Source organism: Pedobacter nanyangensis (genome assembly GCF_003313505.1).
In the GTDB taxonomy this organism is placed as follows: Bacteria; Bacteroidota; Bacteroidia; order Sphingobacteriales; family Sphingobacteriaceae; genus Pedobacter; species Pedobacter nanyangensis.
The window spans coordinates 1-21,940 of sequence record NZ_QMHO01000008.1 but is presented as its reverse complement, the minus strand read 5'-3'; the positions used below and the strand labels follow the sequence as shown (position 1 = coordinate 21,940).

The following is a 21,940-nucleotide window of genomic DNA, read 5'->3' as shown; positions in this document are numbered from 1 at the left end:
TTTATCATGAAAGAGATTTTAAGAAACAGCACAACGGGCACATATTCACCGTTATTTCAACTACCCAGTTTGTTGGTGCTGCTGATATTTAGCCTTGGGGCCCATGCCCAAAACAAAATGCAGCTGAGCATTGACCAAGCCATACAAATGGCCCTTAACGGTAATTTAAACCTTAAGGCAAGCAATTTGGACATTAAGGCCAGCCAATCATTGATGAAAACCGCCAGCGAACTGCCCAAGCTTGATTTGAACGCCCAACTGGGACAGTACAACAGTACCCACTTTGACCAATCGTACCAGGTGTCACAAACGATACCGTTCCCAACTTTGTTTGGCGCCAGGAAGCAGCTTATCAATGCCGAAATTAAGGGCAAGCAATTGCAAAGGGAGCTTACCGTACTAGAGCTAAAAAGCCAGGTGCGCAGTTATTATTACCAGATCCTTTACCTGCGGCACAACCACCAGCAACTGAAACAGCTGGATAGTCTTTACACGGACTTTATCAGGATTGCTCGGTTAAGGTATAAAACAGGGGATACCAAAAAGGTAGATGTAAGTACTGCCCAGGCCAAGCAGGGAGAAATTAATTTGCTGTTAAAACAAAACGAGGTATATCTGGCCAGTGCGCATACCAGCTTGGCTGCTTTGTTAAATACCAAGGAAGATTTTGAACTGCTTGGACCAAATGCTTTTGTACCCTTGCAAATTAACCAACTGTTGGACAGTGCCGCCGTGGCCAGTCATCCGGCGGTACAGTCCTTTTATCAGCAGGCGTTAATTGCGGCACGAAGCAAAAAGGTCGAAAAATCGCAAGGCCTGCCTGATATTACCCTGGGCTACGTGAACCAGTCATTAATTGGCTTTCAAACCGTAAACGGTACCGAAACGTATTTTGGTGCAGGCAACAGGTTCAGTTCGGTAAATATTGGTTTGGCCATTCCGCTAACTTTTGGGGCCAATAAGGCCCGGGTTCGTTCCCTGGATTATAGCCAGCAGGCTGCAGAAGCCAATGCACAGCAGCAGCAAAAAAATTTGATGGCGCAAATGCAGAATGCGCTGCTGCAATATCAGCAGGACATGAAACAATACCAGTATTTTGTGAATGATGCCCTGCCAAATGCCAAAGAGATATTGGCTGCGGCACAGTTGGGCTACAAAACCGGCGATGCCAGTTATCTGGAATATCTGTACGCCCTGCAAACCGCAACCGATATCCAGCTGAACTATCTCAAAAGTATCCAGCAGGTAAACCAATCTGTCATCAATATCTATGCAATCATCAATCAATAAGAAAACATCATGAAATTCAGCATCAATAAACAATTTTGGATAGCCCTTGCAACCGCGGGCGTATTTATGGCCTGCAATGGTGGCAAACCTACAGATAGTACCCAAAGGGAAGGTGGCCAGGCCGTAGAAAGCCATGCTCACCATGCGGAAAATACCCGTATTGCCACGCTCACGCAAGAACAGATAGAAACCGTGGGAATAAGATGGGCGCCCGTTGAACATAAGGAGCTTACGGCTACCATTAGGGCCAACGGAATATTAAGCGTACCCAATAATAATAAAGCCAATGCCACTTCGCTTTATGGGGGAGTGGTTAAATCACTTCAGGTACAAATAGGAGATTATGTGAAAAAGGGGCAGGTTATTGCCACCATTACAAATCCGCAGTTTATACAGTTGCAGGAAGAATATTTAACCATTGCCAGCAAAATTATGCTTGCCGAGCAGGAGCTACAGCGGCAAAAGGTTTTGAACCAAGGTAATGCCGGTACGGGCAAAAACCTAGAAAATGCAACTACGGAGCTTAATACCTTGCGTACCCGTAGGGCGTCATTGTACCAGCAGCTAACGCTGATGGGCATTAATCCAAACCTGGTAAATAATGGCAATTTAAAATCGGCATTGGTGGTTGCCAGTCCGTTAAGTGGCACGGTAAGCAATGTGTTTGCCAAAATTGGAAGTTACGTGGATGTATCGTCGCCGGTAATAGAAGTGGTGGACAATAGCTCGCTGCATTTGGATCTTCATGTGTTTGAAAAGGACTTGCCCTTGGTGAAAGTAGGGCAAACCATCCATTTTACGCTTACCAACAACCCCACTGCCGAGTATGATGCTACAGTGTTCAGTATAGGATCTTCGTTTGAAAATGATAGCAAAACCATTGCCGTACATTGTAGGGTAAATGGTAACAAAAAGGGACTTATTGATGGGATGAACATTACCGGCTTAGTAAGCCTTAACCATGTGATGACTCCTGCGGTACCCAATGAGGCCATTGTGGCTGCCGATGGGAAGTACTACGTGTTCTTGAAAACAGCCGAAGTTGCCGAAAGCCACCAAGAAGCGGAGGGCCATGAGCATGATGAAAAGGAAGGACAACCCAAAAAGGAAAGCAAGGGCAGTTTGAATTTTGAAAGGGTAGAGATAATTAAAGGGGTGTCTGATATGGGATATACTGCCGTAACTTTTATCAACGAAATTCCTCCAAATGCCTCCATAGTGGTAAAAGGAGCCTTTTTTGTGAACGCCAAGCTCAGTAATACCGGTGGGCATGAGCATTAGAGGAGCTAGGAATTAGTGGCCAGGAGCTGGTAGGAATGGGCAAAAGGTGACGGTCGTTTTAAGCACTGTCGTCTTTTGCCCATCATCTTTTTGTCAGCAGCCAGCTAGCCTGCACAAATGTTCATATAGTTTCTCGGTAGGAAGGCCCATAACGTTGGTGTAGGAGCCTTCTATCCTTTGCACTGCGGCAAGGCCAAACCAATCTTGGATACCATAACTGCCCGCTTTGTCAAACGGTTGGTAGTTATCAATATAGTAGGTAATTTCTTGGCTTTTTAGTACACGGCAAAACACCGTGGTTTTATCGTAAAAGGAAGTGATTTTGCCCTGGTAACTGATACTTACGCCGGTGTAAACCTCGTGGCTACTGCCTGATAGCTTGGCAAGCATTTCCTGGGCCTCGGCATGGTGCTGGGGTTTGCCCAAAATTTCACCATTAATGGCCACAATGGTATCAGCGGTAATTACCATATGGTTGGCATCGCCAATAAATGCCTTTGCTTTTTTTTCGGCAATAAAAACCGCAATTTCAGGTGCACTTAGGCTTGCAGGAAAGCTTTCGTCAACATCTTTAAGTTCGATGGAAAAACTTAGGCCCATTAAGCGCAGGAGTTCCTGTCGGCGGGGCGATTTTGAAGCGAGTATAATTGGACTGGTAGGTTGAAACATGCGCTTAGTTATTGGCCAAATTTAAAAATAAAATAAACAATTGTACAAGGCTGCTTATCTATTTGGCATTTAGTACGGCCCTTTGGCCGGTTAGCGCTTTGTGCCATAGGTTTAAGGCTAGGGCTTTGGTTTGATACGCTACAGCTGGTGTTTTCTATATGGAAATTGGTAAATTCTGTATAATATCTTGAAATTTCTGTATGACTTTTTTTGTTTTTTGTATGAAATATTGCAAATGTTGTATAGATTTTTGTGATTGCTGTATAGCATTTTGTAAATCTTATACGATTTTTTTCAGATTCTGCATGAATTTTTTCAAGTTCTGTATGAACTTTTGCAGGTTCTGTATGAATTTTTATAAATGTTGTATGGATTTCTGAGGAATTAAACAACAAAAGCGGCGCAGGGCCGCTTTGTTTATTTTAGTTAAACTGAAATTAATTGCCTCCTTGGCGTTCTTTCATTCTTTTTTCCATTTCAGCTCTTTGCTCCTCAACCATGGCTTTGTAGGTTTTCTTTTGCTCATCGTTTAGTACAGCGCTTATTTTGGTTTCAAGGTCGGCTCTCATTTTCTGCATTTTTTCCATCATCGCTTTTCTGTCGCCAGCTGTTTCGTCGCGTAATTTTTTTTGTGCTTCCGTTTGCTCGGTAAAAAGGGTGGTTAACTTTGCTTTTTGGTCATCGGAAAGCTTAAGTTTTTCATCTAATTGTTTAACTCTGGCTTCCGGATTAATTCCCATGCGGCCACCTGGTCTTGCACCTTCCTGTTGTGCCTGTGCAAATGCTACCATACCAAATAATAGCCCGCAAATCATCATCAATTTTTTCATGTGTTTAGAATTATTGTTTTTGTTTTTTCTTTGGAGCATAAAACTAACAAGAGGTTTAATTTGCTTGAAAAGATATTGTGTTAAAAAATGTTAAGGGAAGAGTAGGTGGCGTGCTTAGGCATTGTTTTATAATTACGGTTGTTGCCGGGCAATGCGTTAGGGAGGTTTTATAGGGTTTTTCGTGGTTTTATATACGAAAATGATTGCTATCTGCTGGCTTCTGCTGCGGAAGGCGTACTTCCGTGCCAATTGTGCTGCACTTTAAGTACCTTTTCTATAACGTCTCTAACAGCGGCTTCGCCACCTTTTTGGGGAGAAATATAGTGGCTAACGGCCTTAATCTCTTCTACGGCATCTGATGGGCAGGTAGCGATACCTACAAGTTTCATCACTTCAAGATCGGGAATATCGTCGCCCATGTACAGTACCTGGTTGGGGCTAATTCCTTTTTGTTGAAGGTAGTTGTTGAAAATCTCTACTTTATCGCTCACACCAAGAAAAACATCGGCAACGCCCAAACTTTCAAAGCGCTTGTTCATGGCAAGGCCTTTACCTCCCGAAATGATGCAGATATGGTAACCTTTTTTGGCCGCCAACTGTAGGGCGTAGCCATCTTTGATATTGAAAGAGCGGAGCAGTTCACCGTTTTCAGTGGCTATCACGGTTCCATTGGTCAATACGCCATCAACATCAAAAATAAACGTGCTAATGTTTTTAAGGTTTTCTAACATAGTTAGATTGCGTGTTTTTTAGTTATGGGTTAGGAGTTTTCAAGCTTACAACACGTAACCTTCAACTCGTAACTAATTACTGATTATCTCTCCACTCGTAAACCCAAGCAGATTGGATTTGTTCCAAGTGGCCTTCGTTGCACTCTTCTCTGGTGCCCGCAAAATTAGGAAGTTCCAAAACCCATTCAATAAGTTCAGTAAACCTAATTCTGTAGATTTTTGGCTCATCAAAGTCGTCTCCAAATTTTTCGTAAAGTTCCAAGGCAATATCCTCGTGGTCTTTCCAGTAAATAGGGAGTGCAAATCTATCGTTGTTCATATTATTGTAAGGTTTGTAATGTAGTTTAACTGTTTAGTTGGTTGTTCGGTCAACTGATATCTAACGACTGTTAACTGAAAACTATCTAATGGCCCAAAAAGCCTGATTGGTCTGGAATGGTTACTTCAATATCACCATCCAAAACGATGCATTGGCAGGCCAGTCTAGAAGTAATCCTTGGCCTCACTGCACGGTCAATAAAATCTTCTTCCTTTTCGGAAATTTCCTGAATATTGTCCATGCCTTTGTTCACGTAAATGTGGCAGGTACTGCAGCCGCAAACGCCGCCGCAATTGTGTTGTAGTTCAATGCCGTTGTCTAAAACCACATCTAATACATCTTCACCAGCAGCAATAGGGAGCTCAACGGGTTCTTTTCCCTCTTCTTCGAAATTTATCTTTAGTTTGAAAATACTCATAATACAATGCAAAAGTAAGCAGCCAAAATCAAAAAAACGGTATTATCTGTTTTTTTTAATCTGCTCGCTCAATAGTTTATAAATCGTTAACCAATCAGCATGCCCTTTAAGCAAATCTTCATGTTTTTTTAGGGTCTGTTGGTCATTTCTAATCGCCGGGCCAGTTTGCATTTCAATAGGTAGCGCCGTTTGTACCTTTTGGGCAGTTTCGGCAATTAAAGGCCTGATGATGTCAAAATCAAGTTGGTGTTGTGCCAGCAATTGTTGGGCAACGCCATAGAGATAGTTGGGGAAATTACAGGCAAAAACGGCAGCAAGGTGCAATATTTTCCGCTGCTCGGTATCCACCTCAAAAACACTATTGCTGAGCAGCGCCGCCAGCATTTTCAATTGCTGCAGGTTTTGGTTGGTGTTGGCTTCCAAACACAATGGCACCTGTGAAAAATCCAAGTTCTTATGTTTTGAAAAAGTTTGCAATGGATAAAACACCCCGTAATTAGCATTTCCGCTCAAGGCATTTAAAGCAATTGCCCCCGAAGTATGGGCCACAATACCGCGATAGTTTCTTAGCTGTGCGGCAACTTCGGCAATGGCATCATCTTTAACTGAAATTAAAACGATATCACTTTCATCCTGGATGATTTCGGAAATCTGGCGGACAGCCTTTGCCCCAACTTGTTTGGCCAATAGTACGGCGTTTTCAAATTGGTGCGACCAAATGCCATGTATTTCTACTTGGGCTTGGTGTAAAGCTTTGGCTAAGTGTGTAGCTACATTTCCCGAACCTATGATGGACGCTCTCATTAATCAGTTTTCAGTTCTTTTTTCCGTCTGAAGATAGACATCAAGAAACCAATTACCATCACAATGGTGCCAATCCAGTATAAGTTGATATAAGGAAATTCGATGGATTTGAACACCACCCAATCTTTTGCTTGCTGAGGTTTCTCGAAAATCTGAAGTTCAAACCTGTCTTGGTCGGGAATAATCCTGGTAAACCTAACCCTTAAACCTAGTTCGTCAATTTTGCGGGCAAAATCAAAGGTATTGTTGCCCTTGATCAGGAACAACGGCTCGGCATGGTAAATTTTGCCGCTTACGTTAATTTCCAACGGCAGGCTTACCGCTAAATCTTCCTGCTCTATTTTAAGGTCCCTAACCACAGGTTTGTTATTCAGTGCTTTTACCGTTAACACACCGCTGCTGGTATGTACGGTATCACCCACCTTTAAAGTTACAATACGGGGAGCTTTGTAGTTTTCATCTTCCGTATGCCCTTCGTGGTCGGCATGCTCTTCTTTTTTCTGCGCCGCACTGGTAATGTGGGTATAAATATCTTTTAACAGGTAATGTTTGGTATCTGGAGAAGCAATTAAGCCCATTCTATCATTTTCCTGAATGCTGGGGTTAACAGAAAAATCTTCTTTTACTTTACCTGTTTGCTCGTCAATTACCCTAAAGTTAAGTTTATAATAGGTATTTGGCTGAATGGTGGTATCGCTTACATAAGTAACGGTGTATTTGCCCATTTTTTTGGGCTCGTTTTTATAAAGCATGATATTTTCACCTGGTTTGGCCGCTTTTTCGAAGTCCTTAACCGGGATAAAATTAGTTTCGTTGATGGAAATTGGGTTGCTGGTGGCCGCGGCAATCAAAGCACCAATTAATAAAAGGGCAAAGCCGATGTGTGCAATGGCCGAACCAGCCAATTTGCTTCCTTTTTTGGTGAAAATGCCGGTTAGCAATCTGGCGTTGGCCAGTATGGCGAAAATACAGCTAAAAGTAAGGATAATGTACATTAAGTTGGTGTAAATACCCGTTACCCACACCATGGCAGCGGTAATTACCATAGCAAATACCACCGAAGAAATTAAACTGCTGTAGAACTTGCGGGGGTCGGTACGTTTGTATTTAAGGAATTGGGAAAAGCCAGAAATCAACGCAATTAACACCGCAAAAGGCGCCTGCCATTGGTTATAAAACTTTACGGCATCTTTAATAGGAGCGTAGTTGGTGCCAAAGGCGGCATTAAATACCGGTACCGAGGTGGCAAAAATGATGTGGATACAAGAAACAGTAACCACCAATGCGCCAATAAACATCCAAAATTCACGTGAATAAGTTTCTTCGTCTTTGTGGGTGATGGGAAGTTCTTTCCACCGCCAAGCAACAAAGAAAACGGCAATGCCCAAAAAGACTACAATATAGGAAACCAATTGGCCAAACATCCCTAGGTCGGTGAATGAGTGTACGGAAGTTTCGCCCAAAATACCGCTCCTGGTTAAAAACGATGCGTATAAAACCAAGATGAAACTTACCAGGATTAAGGCCATTGCCGTAAAATAAGCATGGCCGGTATTTTTATAGGCAATGATAACGTGCAAACCACCAATTAAGGTAAGCCAGGGAATGATAGAAGCATTTTCTACTGGATCCCAGGCCCAAAAGCCACCGAAATTAAGCGCTTCGTAGGCCCAAAAAGAACCCATGATAATTCCCGTGCCCAAAATCATTACCGCAAATGATACCCAAGGCAATACCGGTTTAACCCATTCTTTATAACGTTTTTGCCAAAGCGCCGTAATGCCGTAAGCAAAAGGAACGATCATACTGGCGAAACCTAAAAATAGGGTTGGAGGGTGTATTACCATCCAATAGTTTTGCAGCAGCGGGTTTAAGCCACGGCCATCGGTAATGAAACTCAAATAGTTTTTATAATTTTCCGGATCGGCAAAAATAGGTGCCATAGACTTTAGGTCCATCGCATCTCTTAATAAGATAAAAGGCGAAGAACCTACACGGAGGCCTAAAACATCAACCCCTAAAAGCATTGAAGCTAAAAAGGTTTGGGAAAGCGCAATGATGGTCATTACCCCATTTTCCCATGATTTAGCCCTAAAGATTAGGATTAGGCCCAAAACGGTTTGCCACAATGCCCAAAGCCAAAAACTACCTTCCTGTCCTTGCCAAAATGCAGAAACGATATAATAAACAGGGAGTTCCTTTGAAGAGTGTGAATAAACGTAGTTGTATTCGTTGTAGTGATTTAAGATCAGGTAGAATAAGGTAGCTCCTATACCAATAATACTGATGGCGTTGGTCCAAAAGCCTATTCTGCCAATTCTGGTCCATGATTTGTCTTCTAGATTTTTGTTTTTTGTAGCAAAAAAATAGGCAATGGTTGAAAGTAGTGATGCGCCAAACGAAAGTACGATGAAAAATTGGCCTATCTTGCCCGGAAGGAGGTTCTCTCCAATAAACTGTATATCCATTAAGATTTTGATTCTTTTGTCCCCTTTATCTCTTTAACTGTCCCGTCCTGGTTTACTTCAACCATATTATCATTGTATTTTGAAGGACATTTCATTAAAATCTTTGAAGCGTAGAAAGTGTTGTTTTCCATTTTTCCAATCAATACCAATTTTTCAGAGCGCTCAAAATCCTGAGGCTTGGAGCCGTTAAGCACCACCTTGTTTACGGTGCCTTTTTCATCCTTCATATAAAACGCAAAATGGTTAGGGTCTTTAACGGCATCATAGTACATGCCTTTGTCTTTTTCCCAATAGCCCATCACGTGTTCTTCTTTTTGTGATTCGGCAGCTTCATTGAAGTTTGCGTAAGAGTCGGTGTCGGCATTTAGGCTAACTAAAAAGCCTATGCAAATAGCAATGGTAATTAAACCGATGATGGCACTTTTTCTCATCTGTACAAATGGTGTTGGTATGATTTAAAATACAGTCAACAAAGATAGGAAAACTATATAGGCTAGGGCATTATGCTACTCCATTTATCTATATCTTGACAATTAATTGATAAACAAAAAAGCCCCGTAACAGATTAATTACGGGGCTTTGTGTGTTATTTAGAACCAATCTATGGCCAAACGCCTAAATTCATGTAAGAAACGGCAATTTTGTCGATCGAATTTACAAAAGCAGCAGTTCTTAAGGTTTTAACTTCTGGTTTGTCAATCAGAGTTTGCCTAATCTCGCGGTAGGAGTGGATCATGGTATCTTCTAAACCAGAGTTTACCAGTTCCAGTTCTGATGCCCCTTTAACAATCATTAAACGGTGCTCAGCCGGGATGGTTTTTCCGGTAAGGCTTTCCAGGGTATTGATCAAATTAGCATTTGAGTTTTCTGCATAGCGATTTTCCATGCGGCCAAAAGCTACGTGCGAAAGGTTTTTCAACCACTCGAAATAGGAAACGGTTACACCACCGGCGTTGCAATACATATCTGGGATAATGATGCCGCCCATTTCAGTGAAGATTTCCTCGGCTTCTGGTGTACATGGTCCATTTGCGCCTTCGGCAATTACCTTAGCTTTGATGTTGCGGATGTTTTCGGCGGTGATTTGGTTTTCTAAAGCGGCAGGAACCAAGATGTCACATGGCTGTTCCAAACCTTCTTTAGAGTTTTTGAAATCTGTAGCGCCTGGGAAACCTAAAATTGAACCGGTGTTTTTACGGTGCGCAAAAACCTCGTCGATGTTAAGTCCGTTTGCGTTGTATATTGCACCTTCAAATTCGCAAACCCCTACAATGGTGCCGCCAAATTCAGTTAAGAATTTAGCCGAGTGGTAACCTACGTTACCCAAACCTTGTACAATGATTTTTTTGTCGGCCAAACCCGCGGTAAGGCCTAGCTTTTTCATGTCGTCAGCATGGCTTACGCACTCGCGAACGGCGTAGGCAACCCCACGGCCGGTGGCTTCTTTGCGTCCACGGATACCGTGCAATGCGATAGGTTTTCCTGTCACACAGCCAAGGGCATCCAAAGAGCCCGGGTTCATGGTCATATACGTATCTGCAATCCAGCTCATTTCACGCTCTCCCGATCCATAATCGGGAGCAGGCACGTCGATACCTGGGCCAATAAAGTTTTTCTTGATTAACTCTGTAGTATAACGGCGTGTAATGGTTTCTAATTCGGCAACGGTATAATTCTTAGGGTTGATGCAGATACCGCCTTTTGCACCACCAAATGGTACATTTACGATGGCACATTTATAGGTCATCAGCGCTGCTAGAGCCATCACCTCATCTTCGTTAACCATGTCACTGTAACGAATACCACCCTTGGTAGGGCTCATGTGGTGCGAGTGCTCTACACGCCATGCGTCAATTACTTCAAATCCGTTTCCTCTGCGAATAGGAAATTGGAAACGGTATACACTGTTACATGCTTTAATTTGTGCCAATAAACCTTCAGGGTGTGAGGTGAATTTGGCGGCGTTGTCAAAGTTCTTGCAGACATCGCTGAAAAAACTTGTTTCATTTGCTGTACTAGCCATTTTTTTGAATTTTGGTTTTATGCTTTTACGGGTGCAAAATTGCAGTAAAATAAACCATTCTTGCAAGAATATTTTGCTTAGTGTATGGTAAACACTATTGCATTTTGGTTCAAAAAAACGTGCCTAATGCATTTAAAATTAGTTTTTGCTGGTTGATTTTTTTTCCAACAATTTCAAACGTTTGTCTAAGGTGAAAAGATAAAATAGCAGGCCTGCCAAAATAATGACGATACAAATCACTACAATATAAATTTTTCCATCAGCACGCAGCTTGTCGGCCATTTCGATATCGCTATTTTGAGCTAGCAGGTTGAGCGATGAAAAAAGGAGAATGAGTATGGTTAAAATCTTCTTCATTACAAATTGTTGTGTTTATTTTCTAATGTTTTTATTCTGAATCGTAAAGTGTAGACCCAATAGCCTACCAAAATCCAGCCCAAGCAGGCTGGGTAAAATACCAAGCGCATGCGACTGTCCAAATCGTAGCTGTTAAAGCCTGGGTTGCCACCGTTGCCGGGGTGTAGCGAATCCTGTAGACGTGGCAATACAAATAGGAGTACTACCATCATTGGAAAAGCAAAAATATTGTAGATTGCCGCAATTTTGGCTCTTTTCTGCTCTTCGTCTATCGCATTTCTCAATACAAAATAGGCAAAGTAAAGCAGCAGCGAAATGGCTGCGAAGTTCTGTTTTGGATCGAAGCTCCAAAATTGGCCCCAGGTAAATTTGGCCCAAACCGCTCCGGTGATAATGCCTAGCACGCCAAAGATAATCCCGGCATTGGCACTTTCTACAGCTCTAATATCATCAGCTTCGCTTTGCGTGCTTAAAGATTTTATGCTATAGAAAACAGAGATGGTAAATAGCACCACCATGGCAAACCACATGGGCACGTGGAAATACAAATTTCGGATGGTCTCATTTAAGATCGCCAATCGCGGTACTTCTAACAATAAACCCGCAATTGCGGTATACACTACTAAAACAGCGGCTAATATTTTCCACCAGGTTTTATACATACGGTTTATAATTATTGATTGAATGAATTTTGAATGATTGGATAGTGTGGGGCGCTAAAAAACAAGCATTCACTAATCCTTTCATTTAATCATTTGTTTTTAATCTCGCCAAAGGTAAGGAAATAACAATAAAGCAACTGTCATCACCATTACATTTATCAAGGCCAAAAGGCCAATTTCATCTAAACTCACGCTTCTATCCAATCCGTCCATCGCATTTTTGGCAAATTTGATTAGTACAATTAGTACGGGGATAATGATGGGGAAGCTTAAAATCGCCATTAGCATTCCTCCGTTGCCAGTTTTTGAGGCAATGGCCGATACCATGGTAAAAATGGTGGAAAAGCTTAAACTGCCCAATACAGCGGCTAATAGGTACATTAAAATGTCAATATCTTGGTTGGGTGCAAATACCAAGCTATAAAATGCCAGAGCAATTACCGTAAGGATCATCATTAACAAGCTGTTGTAGATGGTTTTGGCAATAATTAGGGCTACGGGGCTTACTAAAGTGTAGATATATAACTGCCGGCCTCTACTTTCCTGAAGAAAGCTTTTGGCAATGGCGTTAATGGATGCAAAAAGCATGATGATCCAAAAAAGTGCGTTCCAGGTAATCTTATCAATAATTTGGAATGACATGAAACAAACAAAAACGGTAGAAACGACATAGAGCAACACCCCATTAAGGGCGTACTTGGATCGCCACTCTAAAATGATTTCCTTTTTGATTAAATGTTTTACCTGTTGAGCTAAGTGCATTGTGGCAAAGATAGAAATTAACCCCTAAATCCCCTAAAGGGGACTTTGGTTAAAATGTCATAAATTATTGAGGCAAGTTGCTCCCGAGGTAGCTCTTTACCTTGCCCAACGGACAGAGAGGGGTTAATGCCCGTGTCCTGCATAAAAACCAATCAGCGCTACGCCTATGCCCAATAATACGGCCAGCATTTTGCGTTTGTTGATTTTATGATCGGCACTTGATTCAAATAAAATGGTGGTAGATATATGAAGGAAAATACCGATCACAATCCCCATGATTTTATTGAAATAGGCTTCAATTCCTCCCAAACTTCCGTTGCTTAATCCTAAACTTACCCAGTAGCCCAAAGGTGCCATTACGGCAAATAAAATCAGTAAGGAAATAATGGAGCCTTTTTTAATATGGTTTTGTAACAAGATACTGGCTAAAGCAAAAGCTGCTGGTATGTGGTGCAGTGCTATGCCAAAGATAAACTCGTTGTGATGGTCTTTGGCCAGAGGCATCCCCTCTAAAAAAGCATGCAAACATAAACTGATCATGATCCCGTAAGGAAAAGAATGCTCATGATGATGCTTATGGATATGCCCATGTTCAACACCTTCCGAAAACTGCTCCAAGAAAACCTGTAGCAAAAAACCAATCAGAATATAGATGCCAATCTCGTGCCCATCGTTGCCGCTGTAGGCATCGGGAATAAGATGCAACACGGTGATGGAAAATAAATAAGCACCACTAAAGGACAAGATTAGTTTTAGAAGCTGCGATTTATCGTTTTTAACCAAAAAAATGGCCAACCCTCCTAAAAAGGCAGAAAAGAACAAAACCGAAAATTTCCAAATTTCCATTATTGAGCTGGTTTTATTTTATGATAGATAAATGTAGTGAGCAATCCTAAACTAATTCCGAGTAGGCTGCCGCAAAAAACATCGATAGGGTAGTGTACGCCTACATATACTTGCGCAAAGCTGATAGAACACGCCCATAAAATGCCGATAGGTAAAATAGGTTTCCACTTTCGGTAAAAAACACCAATTAAAAATACCGCAATACCAAAATGGTTGGTGGCGTGCGAAGAAGGAAAGCTTTTGCCGCTACCGCAGGGTACCCTGTGTATAATTTGATCAGCCAAACGGACTTCGTTGCAGGGCCTGGTGCGGTTTACATTTGGCTTAATGATCCTCGACGAAATCATATCGCCCAGGGCAAATGTTAGCAATACGCCGCCAATAATGTAAAGGCCTGCTTTTTTATACTGCTTGATACAGAAAATTACGATAAACAAATACAGCGGCGACCAAAAAAAGCGATTGCGCAACAAAGGCATCAGCCAATCGAAAAAGCCATTGCTCAAACCACGGTGTATCTTTAAAAATAACTCGGTATCAAACTGTAAAAGTTCTTGCATCATGCTTTTTTGCAAATAAGAATCAAACGGTCAGATTTCAGTTCATCAAACTCTTCCAGATGGTAGTTGCCAAATTTTTCGATGATCTGCATGCCAGCTTTCTCAAGCATGTTTTCGAAATCACTCAATAAAAATGCCTGTACACGCTCTTCAAAAGCATAATCCTTTAGTTTGTGCTCGAAATTAATATGTTTGATGATTTTTCCGTCGGCCACAAATTTGTGCAGGTGAAACTCAATGCCATCAACGGTCTTGATTTCCTGATTAGTAAGGTTTTTGAGGATTTTCTGCGTATTGAAATAGTCAATCACAAAAGTACCATCAGCCTTCAAACTTTTTCTGAAAGCTTTCAGTGCATTTACATGGTCTTTCTCCGTTTCGAAATAGCCAAAACTGGTAAACAGGTTGAGTGCGATGTCAAAATAATTGATGTACGACAGCTTGCGCATATCATGTACATAAAAATGCAGGTTCTTTTGCTCAAACTGCTGCGCATATTTAATGTTCTGCTCAGAAAGGTCAATGCCCGTTACATCGTATCCCTTTTTATTGAGGTAAATGGAGTGCCGGCCTCTGCCGCAAGCAATATCGATAATTTTGCTATCCACACTTGGCTTTAAATGGGCCAGTAGATTATCGATGAGCAGCTCCGCCTCTTCATCATTTCTGTTGCCGTAAAGAATGTGGTAATAGGGCGAGTTAAACCAGTACTGAAACCATTTGCGTTGCATTTCTATTCAAATTTAGGACGACAAATATAGTGTTTGTGCAATAATGTTGCAATAAAATGTTGCGGCTTATCTTGTTTGCACGCCCAAAAATACGCTAAACAAAAGCCATTGGCAAGAGCTATCAACTACTTAACTCATAGATTTACTTGAAGTTTAAATTTCAAAATCATGATAATTAAGCTAAAGTTAAAGCATTTATTTTTCTTAATTTTGACGAAAAATAGAAGACTTGACTTTAATAAAATCTATCTCAGGCATTAGGGGAACTATTGGCGGCAAGGCTGGCGAAGGTTTAACCCCCATTGATATTGTAAAATTTACGGCTGCTTTTGGTTCATGGGTAATTAGCAAAGCAGCACATAAAAGGATTGTTATTGGGCGTGATGCACGTATCTCTGGCGAAATGGTAAACAACCTGGTGGTGGGCACCTTGCAGGGTTTGGGCATAGAAGTGATTGATCTGGGACTTTCTACTACGCCTACCGTGGAGATTGCCGTACCTATGGAAAAAGCTGCTGGTGGAATTATTTTAACGGCTAGCCACAACCCAAAACAATGGAATGCTTTAAAGCTTTTAAACGCCAAAGGCGAATTCATTAGCGATGCCGATGGAAAAGAAGTACTGGACATTGCCGAAAATTCAGATTTCAGCTTTGCCGAAGTAGACCACTTGGGACAGGTAATTAAAAACGATACTTATATCCAAAAACATATCGATGCGATTTTGGCGCTTCCTTTGGTTGATGTTGAGGCCATTAAGAAGGCCAGCTTTAAGGTAGCTATTGACTGTGTGAACTCCACAGGAGGGATTTTTCTGCCACCTTTATTGAAAGCTTTGGGCGTTGATACCGTTTATGAGCTTTATTGTGAACCTAACGGACAATTTCCGCACAACCCTGAGCCGCTACCCGAAAATTTAACTGAAATTGCCAAAGTTGTACAGCAAAAAAATGCTGATTTAGGGATTGTGGTTGACCCAGATGTGGACAGGCTGTGCTTTGTAAACGAAGATGGCTCGATGTTTGGCGAGGAATATACCTTGGTTGCCGTAGCTGATTATGTGCTGAAACATACGCCAGGCAATACGGTTTCCAATCTTTCTTCTACCCGAGCATTAAGAGATGTGACCGAGAAAGCAGGCATGGCATACAATGCGGCGGCTGTTGGTGAAGTAAACGTGGTGAATCAGATGAAGGCCACTAATGCCATCATTGGGGGCGAAGGAAATGGAGGAATCATCTATCCAGAATCTCACTACGGTAGAGATGCGCTGGTAGGAATTGCACTTTTCTTGTCTCATTTGGCTAAATTTGGTAAACCTATTTCTATCCTAAGGGCAAGTTATCCAGCTTACCATATTTCAAAAAACAAAATCACCCTCACTCCAGAAATGGACATTGACCTGTTGTTGGAGAAAGTGCAAGAAAAATACCAAAAACAACCTCATAGCACCATTGACGGGCTTAAAATCGAATTTGATAAAGAATGGGTGCATTTGCGTCGATCGAATACAGAGCCAATTATCCGTATTTACAGCGAGGCCGAAAACGAGACTACCGCAGAAAACTTAGCACAAAAAATCATCTCTGATATTAAAGAAATATTACAGATCAACTAGCGTGGGTTTTGATACTAGGAATTAGATAAACTAACTACCAAGGCCTAGCCATTGATACCTAACCACTGAAAAATACTAACTAACACACATAAAAATGAAACGAGTTTATTTAGATAATGCAGCAACTACGCCACTGGATCCTGCTGTAATAGAAGAAATGACCAATGTAATGCAAAATTACTACGGAAATCCTTCTGCCATACATGCGCTGGGCCGCGAGGTAAGGACCTTGGTAGAGAAAGCACGCAAAACGGTAGCTACACTGCTTAATGCGTCGCCTTCGGAAGTTTTCTTTACCTCAGGCGGTACCGAAGCAGATAATACCGCCATTCGTTGCGGAATTGCCGCTTATGGGATTAAACATGCCATTACCTCTACCATTGAACACCATGCGGTAGAGCATACCTTGAACATGTTGCTTAAAGATGGCGTGATAGATAAACTTAGTTTTGTAAATATCGATGAAAAAGGGAATATAGACTATGCCCATTTAGAGGAGCTTTTGCAGAGCAATGAACGCAGTTTTGTTTCTTTAATGCATGCCAATAACGAGTTGGGTACTTTAACCGACATGGAGAAAGTAGGCGATTTATGTGAAAAATATAATGCCATTTACCATGCCGATACGGTGCAAACGATGGGCCATTACCAACATGATGTGCGCAAACTGAAGGCCCACTTTGTTGTTTGTGCGGCACATAAATTGCACGGGCCAAAAGGTGTAGGATTTTTATATGTGAACAATAGCATTAAAATTCCGCCAATGATTTATGGTGGTGCACAAGAGCGCAACATGCGTGGTGGGACCGAAAATGTGTATGGCATTGTGGGTTTGGCCAAAGCACTGGAAATTGCCTATGCCGAAATGGAACAGCACCAAAGCCATATACAAGGTTTAAAGGACTACATGAAGCAGCAGCTGATTGCCGAAATTCCTGGGATTTCTTTCAACGGCGAAACCGATGCGGATAAAAGTTTGTACACCGTGTTGAACGTATCTTTCCCTGAAATGGAAATGGCGGATATGCTGTTGTTCAACTTGGATATTAACGGTATCTGCGCTTCTGGTGGCAGTGCCTGCTCATCGGGTTCTAATATCGGTTCGCACGTACTTAATGGCATCAAAGCCGATCCAAATCGTCCTGCGGTTCGTTTCTCATTTAGTAAATACACCACTAAAGAAGAAATTGACTATACGTTGGAGAAAGTTAAAATGGTTGTAAAGCAGAATGCTTTGGCCTAAGCTGAATATTGATCCATAAAAAAGGGAGATCTGAAAAGATTTCCCTTTTTTGTTGGTTTTCGCGGTCATTCCAAGGAACGAGGAATCTTTAAACCTCGTAGGTTTTTAAAACCTACGAGGTTTGCTTGCAATGTTGACTACCTTCAGAACTCATCGTGAAAGGATGTTAAAACCTAAAAGGTTTATTGCATATGATACATTTACTGATTAACCCACTTCGGATTGCTCTTTAACACTTTCCCATGAACAGGACAACTGGCATCATGCGCACCTGGCAAAAAGCCAATGCTCATTAAAAACTCGCCCACAATTTCTCCTCCGGTAAACTTAAAAGTCTTTTTAAACAGCTTTACCCATTCTGCTTTGGTTTTAGGATGATGGTTTTCCAGCCATTGCTCAAAACTGCCAAATTCTTGTTGCAGTTGTAGAATGGTTTTAGCGTTTTCAATGGCGGCATTTACCTTTAACTTATTGCGGATAATACCAGGGTCTTGCAATAAACGTTCTCGATCAGTTTCGCTAAAATTCGCCACTTTTTTAATATCGAAACCGGCATAGGCTTTTCTAAAACCCTCTTCTTTCTTTAAAATGGTTTCCCAGCTTAAGCCAGCCTGGTTAATCTCTAAAATTAACCTTCCAAAAAGCTCATTATCGTCGTGAATGGGAAAACCGTAATGGTTATCATGGTAGTTGGAATGTAAGGCCCTGCGCTCGTCGGGCTGCATGCTGGGGATAACGCTACAATAGCTCATATTTTGTTGATCGTTAAATGCTGTTTCTAATGATTATTTTAATGCCAAAATTTGGTCAATGGTACTGATAATGCGCTGAACTTTAGTGTCGTCGTTTTTAGCGGCAGAAATCCAATCGATATAAGCTTTTTGCTTACCTGCAGAAAGGGTGCTGAATTTATCATAAGCTTCTGGAACTTCTTCCAAACACGCTTTCAGTTCTTCTGTGATATTCGTATCGGTATCAATATCGCTAAATAAAACCACTCTCACCACATCTCCCGCTTGTTTGTTAATGTGCTTGCGTATTTCTGCTTTAACAGGCAAAAACAAATTGCCGTTACCCATAGACTGCAAAGGGTAATGCCGAAGTTCATAGTCGTCGATAAAACCGCTTACTTTTACCCAACTAAAATAGCGTTTCCTATCCGATTTTATTTCTGGGAGTTCAATAAAAGTCCAGCCACCTTTCCCGTTGAATTTTTTAAGGAGGTATTCTTTTTCTACAAGTGGTTTCTGTGGTGACATTTGATAGGTGATTTGTGGCAAAAATAAAATTCGCACTGACAACCCTATGGCAGTCCGAAAAAATTAATGCAATAATTCCTGCATTTCTTTCCAGTGGTAAAACTTTACTTTTTCGGCAGGCCGCTGGGCTGCTGCCAACATTGCTTTTGCAATATTTGAAGCAGTAATGCCTTTATATTTATTCAGTTTCCCAATCAATAAGACATTTACTACACTGAAAATATTGATAAAGACTTTTTCCAGAGGTCTGCTTTCTGCCCTGTTGCCCATAATCATGGATGGCCGGAAAATATGCGTTTGCTCAAAACCAACGGCAATGACATCCCTTTCGGTTTCGCCCTTTGTTTTAACGTAGAAAATAGAAGAATTGACGTTGGCACCCACGGCACTTACCATAAGCACAGATTTGGCGCCATTAGCTTTGGTTAGCTGTGCTGCCAATACAGGATAATCGTGGTCTATTTGATAATAGATTTTCTCGTCGGGAGTTTTCTTCTTGGTTGTGCCCAATGCAATAAAGACCTCATCGGCCACGAGTTCATTTTGATGCTGCGCTAAAGTTTCATAGTGGGCAATAATGGTTTTTAATTTGGGATGTTGCAGTCCCAAAGGTTTGCGTACTACGATTATCACTTCCTCATAAATATCGTTTTGTAGCAAATCACGAAGTAGATAACTGCCAACGAAGCCACTGGCGCCAAATAAGATTGCCTTTTTCATCCGTTAAATTAGTATAGCTATGTTACAAACAATCGCTAAATGAGTTTTGTTAAACAAGTGTACCAAAAACTTAAAGATCATGGAAAATAAAGATAAGAAAGAAAAGAAAGTGAGGAACGACCTGATTGATATTGACGAAACAAAACCGACCAGGACCAAGGAAAACATAGAAAGTACTTCCTCGTCAACGATCAATACTAATTTTGGTAAAAGACATCCTCGCAAGCATGAGCCACTTGGCGATGGCCATGAGCCTGGAACTACACCGGGCACCGGTTTTTAATCAACATATTTATTAAATTTAGGCCACGGCAATTAAGTCGTGGTTTTTTATTTCATATCATGGAACGTCGACAATTCATCCAACAATCAGCCTTGGCATTAGCCATGCTTTCTATTTATAAATCCAACGCCTTTGCTCATGGTATTTTTCAACAGGCCTATCAGTTTAAGCCTTTACGGAACAACGTGGGGGTTTTTACCGAACAGGGTGGTACTATTGCTTGGCTAAACAGCCAAGCTGGTTTTACCGTAGTTGATTCGCAGTTTCCAAATTCTGCGCCGCATGTGATCGAAGAATTGAAGAAACTAGGCAATAAACCTTTTAAATATCTGTTGAATACCCATCATCATGGCGATCATACGGGCGGGAATATTGCTTTTAGGGGCTTAGCAGAACATGTAGTGGCACATGAAAATTCCTTGAAAAATCAGCGTGCTACGGCCGAAAAAGCCAACAGTTTGGATAAGCAATTGTTGCCTGACCTTGCTTTTGGGAATGATGGCTGGAAAACAAATGTTGGCACAGAAAAAATAACGGCCTATTATTTTGGGCCTGGTCATACCAATGGCGACAGCATTTATCATTTTGAAAATGCAAATATTGCCCATCTGGGCGATTTGGTATTCAATCGCCGCTATCCGTTTATTGATACTGCCAATGGCGCAAATATTGCCAACTGGGTAAATGTTTTAGATAGGATTACAGCACAATTTGATCAAGATACTGTGTTTGTTTTTGGGCACAGTCGCGATCCTGAAAAAATTACGGGCGGCAAGGCCGATGTATTGGCATTTAAGAACTATCTGCAATCGTTGCTTGACTTTGTGGGGAAAGAGATTAAAGCGGGAAAATCAAAGGACGACATTTTAAAAGCGACGGAAATTCCTGGTGCACCAGAATGGCAGGGCGATGGTATTGCGAGGAGCTTGAATGCGGCTTACGCAGAATTAGCAGTGAAATAGGTTCAGTTTTTCTTGCCCAGTTCCACTGCTTTTACTTCGCTGCTGCGGTCTTTTTCTAAATCAAATTTTTGAAAAGCTTCGGTTGGTGGCGGAAAAACGGAAAAACCATCCAGTTCATCAATTTCGATGGTCATGTTGTTGAGGATAACATCGATTAAATGGCCTCCTTTGGTTTTATCGTTGGAAAGGAAGTGGAAATGATAGCCAGTAATATTTGCTCCTTCCATGTAGCTTGGAAGTCGATACCCTATTAAATCACCTTCAATATCCTGTGAGGCAAAAAAATGCTGAAGAGGCAACAGTTGTGCCAGGGGTGGGTAGGGTTTTTGGGTAATTGTTGGAAATGCACGTGTTTTTATGAAGGCAAATTTCGCTTTGATATGTATGGCATACATGCCGTTCTTTTTGGTTAAAACGCTATCTAAAAACTGAAAGAGCTGGCTTTTGGTGAAAGGACCTGTTTTGTTGATGGTTTGATCGCTCTTGAAATTGTTGATGATGACAAAAGGAGTCTTCTCGGTGTATTTAACTTCAAAGGTTTTTCCAGAGGATTGTGTTTGGTAAAACTTATTGTTGAAAATGACGATTTCTCCATCTAGCTTATCGGGGGCGCCCAATCCAAAATTTCCATAAGGTTTTATTTGTTCATAGCTGATGTGTGCATCGTATAAACCTCCAATAAAAGCGCTGGCATGACCAAAAGTGTAAAGGTGGTTGGGCTTGCTGGTTTGGGCAAATAAATGATTGGATAAGAAATAGCATAAAATTAGAAGCGTTGAACGAGAAGCCATTAGTTGTTTAATTTGATTTGTAGACCTAAGATAGTTTAAAATATTTAATGCGTTCTACAGATTTACTGCATTTTAAACTGTGCGTTCCTTTGCGAATGTTTATCCCGTATGTACGGGGTTGCGGTTGATAAACGAAAATGGCGGGCAGCTCTATCATAGTTTCATAGGCCGAAGTTGAATAAACCCGATAGCAGCGTAAATACTTTTGCTTGAGATTGCTCTGTTTCGGCAATGACGAACCTGGCAAAAGATTGTAGCGGATAGCGGGACTAATGCTGCGATGAAAAGCTGACGAACATTGCTTCTCAAAAAT

Annotated in this window: 26 protein-coding genes; 6 read left to right on the top strand and 20 right to left on the bottom strand. The window is 41.4% G+C overall.

What is annotated here, in order from left to right; genetic code table 11:
* Window positions 1-6 precede the first annotated feature (6 nt).
* A complete protein-coding gene (locus tag DUT71_RS20390) occupies window positions 7-1,290 on the top strand; it encodes a TolC family protein (RefSeq protein ID WP_205313948.1) in 1,284 nt (427 codons plus the stop codon).
* A gap of 9 nt (window positions 1,291-1,299) precedes the next feature.
* Window positions 1,300-2,571 (top strand): efflux RND transporter periplasmic adaptor subunit, encoded by a 1,272-nt coding sequence (locus DUT71_RS13700; protein ID WP_113663114.1) that lies wholly within the window; start codon window positions 1,300-1,302, stop codon window positions 2,569-2,571.
* 93 nt (window positions 2,572-2,664) lie between these two features.
* On the opposite strand, the gene DUT71_RS13695 is transcribed toward DUT71_RS13700, so the two are convergent.
* The 15 genes from DUT71_RS13695 to DUT71_RS13620 all read right to left on the bottom strand — a co-directional run bounded on the left by DUT71_RS13695 (window position 2,665) and on the right by DUT71_RS13620 (window position 14,751).
* Window positions 2,665-3,240 (bottom strand): Maf family protein, encoded by a 576-nt coding sequence (locus tag DUT71_RS13695; RefSeq protein ID WP_113663113.1) that lies wholly within the window; start codon window positions 3,238-3,240, stop codon window positions 2,665-2,667.
* Between the two features lie 437 nt (window positions 3,241-3,677).
* The gene (locus tag DUT71_RS13685) at window positions 3,678-4,070 is read right to left on the bottom strand and encodes a hypothetical protein (RefSeq protein WP_113663239.1); all 393 of its coding nucleotides are present in this window, start codon (window positions 4,068-4,070) and stop codon (window positions 3,678-3,680) included.
* A 206-nt stretch (window positions 4,071-4,276) separates the two neighbouring features.
* Entirely contained in the window at window positions 4,277-4,801 is a 525-nt protein-coding gene (locus DUT71_RS13680; protein ID WP_113663111.1) for a KdsC family phosphatase, read from the bottom strand.
* Between the two features lie 76 nt (window positions 4,802-4,877).
* Window positions 4,878-5,120, bottom strand: coding sequence for a Fe-S cluster assembly protein IscX (iscX, locus tag DUT71_RS13675; RefSeq protein ID WP_113663110.1), 243 nt, complete (start codon window positions 5,118-5,120; stop codon window positions 4,878-4,880).
* Window positions 5,121-5,205: 85 nt separating this feature from the next.
* On the bottom strand, window positions 5,206-5,538 hold the full coding sequence (locus DUT71_RS13670; RefSeq protein ID WP_113663109.1) for a 2Fe-2S iron-sulfur cluster-binding protein: 333 nt from the start codon (window positions 5,536-5,538) through the stop codon (window positions 5,206-5,208).
* Window positions 5,539-5,580: 42 nt separating this feature from the next.
* Window positions 5,581-6,342 carry a Rossmann-like and DUF2520 domain-containing protein gene (locus tag DUT71_RS13665; protein WP_113663108.1) on the bottom strand — a complete coding sequence of 254 codons (762 nt, stop codon included), beginning with the start codon at window positions 6,340-6,342 and terminating at the stop codon, window positions 5,581-5,583.
* Window positions 6,342-8,810, bottom strand: a complete 2,469-nt coding sequence (locus DUT71_RS13660) for a heme lyase CcmF/NrfE family subunit (RefSeq protein ID WP_113663107.1) — start codon at window positions 8,808-8,810, stop codon at window positions 6,342-6,344. The genes DUT71_RS13665 and DUT71_RS13660 overlap by 1 nt, the downstream gene beginning before the upstream one ends.
* Window positions 8,810-9,241 carry a cytochrome c maturation protein CcmE domain-containing protein gene (locus tag DUT71_RS13655; RefSeq protein ID WP_113663106.1) on the bottom strand — a complete coding sequence of 144 codons (432 nt, stop codon included), beginning with the start codon at window positions 9,239-9,241 and terminating at the stop codon, window positions 8,810-8,812. Before DUT71_RS13655 ends, DUT71_RS13660 begins: the two co-directional genes overlap by 1 nt.
* A gap of 170 nt (window positions 9,242-9,411) precedes the next feature.
* Window positions 9,412-10,833: a Glu/Leu/Phe/Val family dehydrogenase gene (locus DUT71_RS13650; RefSeq protein WP_113663105.1), complete on the bottom strand. Its 1,422-nt coding sequence runs from the start codon at window positions 10,831-10,833 to the stop codon at window positions 9,412-9,414.
* A 138-nt stretch (window positions 10,834-10,971) separates the two neighbouring features.
* Entirely contained in the window at window positions 10,972-11,190 is a 219-nt protein-coding gene (locus DUT71_RS13645) for a CcmD family protein (protein WP_113663104.1), read from the bottom strand.
* Complete coding sequence (ccsA, locus tag DUT71_RS13640; protein WP_113663103.1) at window positions 11,190-11,852, bottom strand: cytochrome c biogenesis protein CcsA; 663 nt, start codon at window positions 11,850-11,852, stop codon at window positions 11,190-11,192. The genes DUT71_RS13645 and ccsA overlap by 1 nt, the downstream gene beginning before the upstream one ends.
* Window positions 11,853-11,951: 99 nt before the next feature.
* Window positions 11,952-12,614: a heme exporter protein CcmB gene (locus tag DUT71_RS13635; RefSeq protein ID WP_113663102.1), complete on the bottom strand. Its 663-nt coding sequence runs from the start codon at window positions 12,612-12,614 to the stop codon at window positions 11,952-11,954.
* A gap of 123 nt (window positions 12,615-12,737) precedes the next feature.
* Window positions 12,738-13,460, bottom strand: coding sequence for a ZIP family metal transporter (locus DUT71_RS13630; protein ID WP_113663101.1), 723 nt, complete (start codon window positions 13,458-13,460; stop codon window positions 12,738-12,740).
* Window positions 13,460-14,023: a phosphatase PAP2 family protein gene (locus DUT71_RS13625; RefSeq protein WP_113663100.1), complete on the bottom strand. Its 564-nt coding sequence runs from the start codon at window positions 14,021-14,023 to the stop codon at window positions 13,460-13,462. The genes DUT71_RS13630 and DUT71_RS13625 overlap by 1 nt, the downstream gene beginning before the upstream one ends.
* Entirely contained in the window at window positions 14,020-14,751 is a 732-nt protein-coding gene (locus DUT71_RS13620) for a class I SAM-dependent methyltransferase (RefSeq protein WP_113663099.1), read from the bottom strand. The genes DUT71_RS13625 and DUT71_RS13620 overlap by 4 nt, the downstream gene beginning before the upstream one ends.
* 229 nt (window positions 14,752-14,980) lie before the next feature.
* On the opposite strand from DUT71_RS13620, the gene glmM reads away from it, so the two are divergent.
* Together glmM and DUT71_RS13610 are read left to right on the top strand one after the other, a co-directional pair.
* Window positions 14,981-16,369, top strand: a complete 1,389-nt coding sequence (glmM, locus tag DUT71_RS13615) for a phosphoglucosamine mutase (protein ID WP_113663098.1) — start codon at window positions 14,981-14,983, stop codon at window positions 16,367-16,369.
* Between the two features lie 94 nt (window positions 16,370-16,463).
* Window positions 16,464-17,612 (top strand): cysteine desulfurase family protein, encoded by a 1,149-nt coding sequence (locus tag DUT71_RS13610; protein ID WP_113663097.1) that lies wholly within the window; start codon window positions 16,464-16,466, stop codon window positions 17,610-17,612.
* Window positions 17,613-17,812: 200 nt separating this feature from the next.
* Here DUT71_RS13610 and DUT71_RS13605 read toward each other — a convergent pair whose 3' ends face one another.
* From DUT71_RS13605 to DUT71_RS13595, 3 genes are all read right to left on the bottom strand, one after another.
* Complete coding sequence (locus DUT71_RS13605) at window positions 17,813-18,364, bottom strand: DNA-3-methyladenine glycosylase I (RefSeq protein WP_113663096.1); 552 nt, start codon at window positions 18,362-18,364, stop codon at window positions 17,813-17,815.
* A gap of 33 nt (window positions 18,365-18,397) precedes the next feature.
* The gene (locus DUT71_RS13600) at window positions 18,398-18,871 is read right to left on the bottom strand and encodes a YdeI/OmpD-associated family protein (protein ID WP_113663095.1); all 474 of its coding nucleotides are present in this window, start codon (window positions 18,869-18,871) and stop codon (window positions 18,398-18,400) included.
* Between the two features lie 63 nt (window positions 18,872-18,934).
* A complete protein-coding gene (locus DUT71_RS13595) occupies window positions 18,935-19,591 on the bottom strand; it encodes an NAD(P)H-binding protein (protein WP_113663094.1) in 657 nt (218 codons plus the stop codon).
* A 79-nt stretch (window positions 19,592-19,670) separates the two neighbouring features.
* Between DUT71_RS13595 and DUT71_RS13590 the strand changes: the two genes are divergently transcribed.
* Window positions 19,671-19,874 carry a hypothetical protein gene (locus DUT71_RS13590; protein WP_113663093.1) on the top strand — a complete coding sequence of 68 codons (204 nt, stop codon included), beginning with the start codon at window positions 19,671-19,673 and terminating at the stop codon, window positions 19,872-19,874.
* A gap of 59 nt (window positions 19,875-19,933) precedes the next feature.
* Window positions 19,934-20,836: an MBL fold metallo-hydrolase gene (locus DUT71_RS13585; protein WP_113663092.1), complete on the top strand. Its 903-nt coding sequence runs from the start codon at window positions 19,934-19,936 to the stop codon at window positions 20,834-20,836.
* 2 nt (window positions 20,837-20,838) lie between these two features.
* On the opposite strand, the gene DUT71_RS13580 is transcribed toward DUT71_RS13585, so the two are convergent.
* Window positions 20,839-21,627, bottom strand: coding sequence for an acetolactate decarboxylase (locus DUT71_RS13580; RefSeq protein ID WP_113663091.1), 789 nt, complete (start codon window positions 21,625-21,627; stop codon window positions 20,839-20,841).
* Window positions 21,628-21,652: 25 nt separating this feature from the next.
* Window positions 21,653-21,940: hypothetical protein (locus tag DUT71_RS20385; protein WP_205313946.1), on the bottom strand; the 288-nt coding region annotated here is incomplete at its 5' end.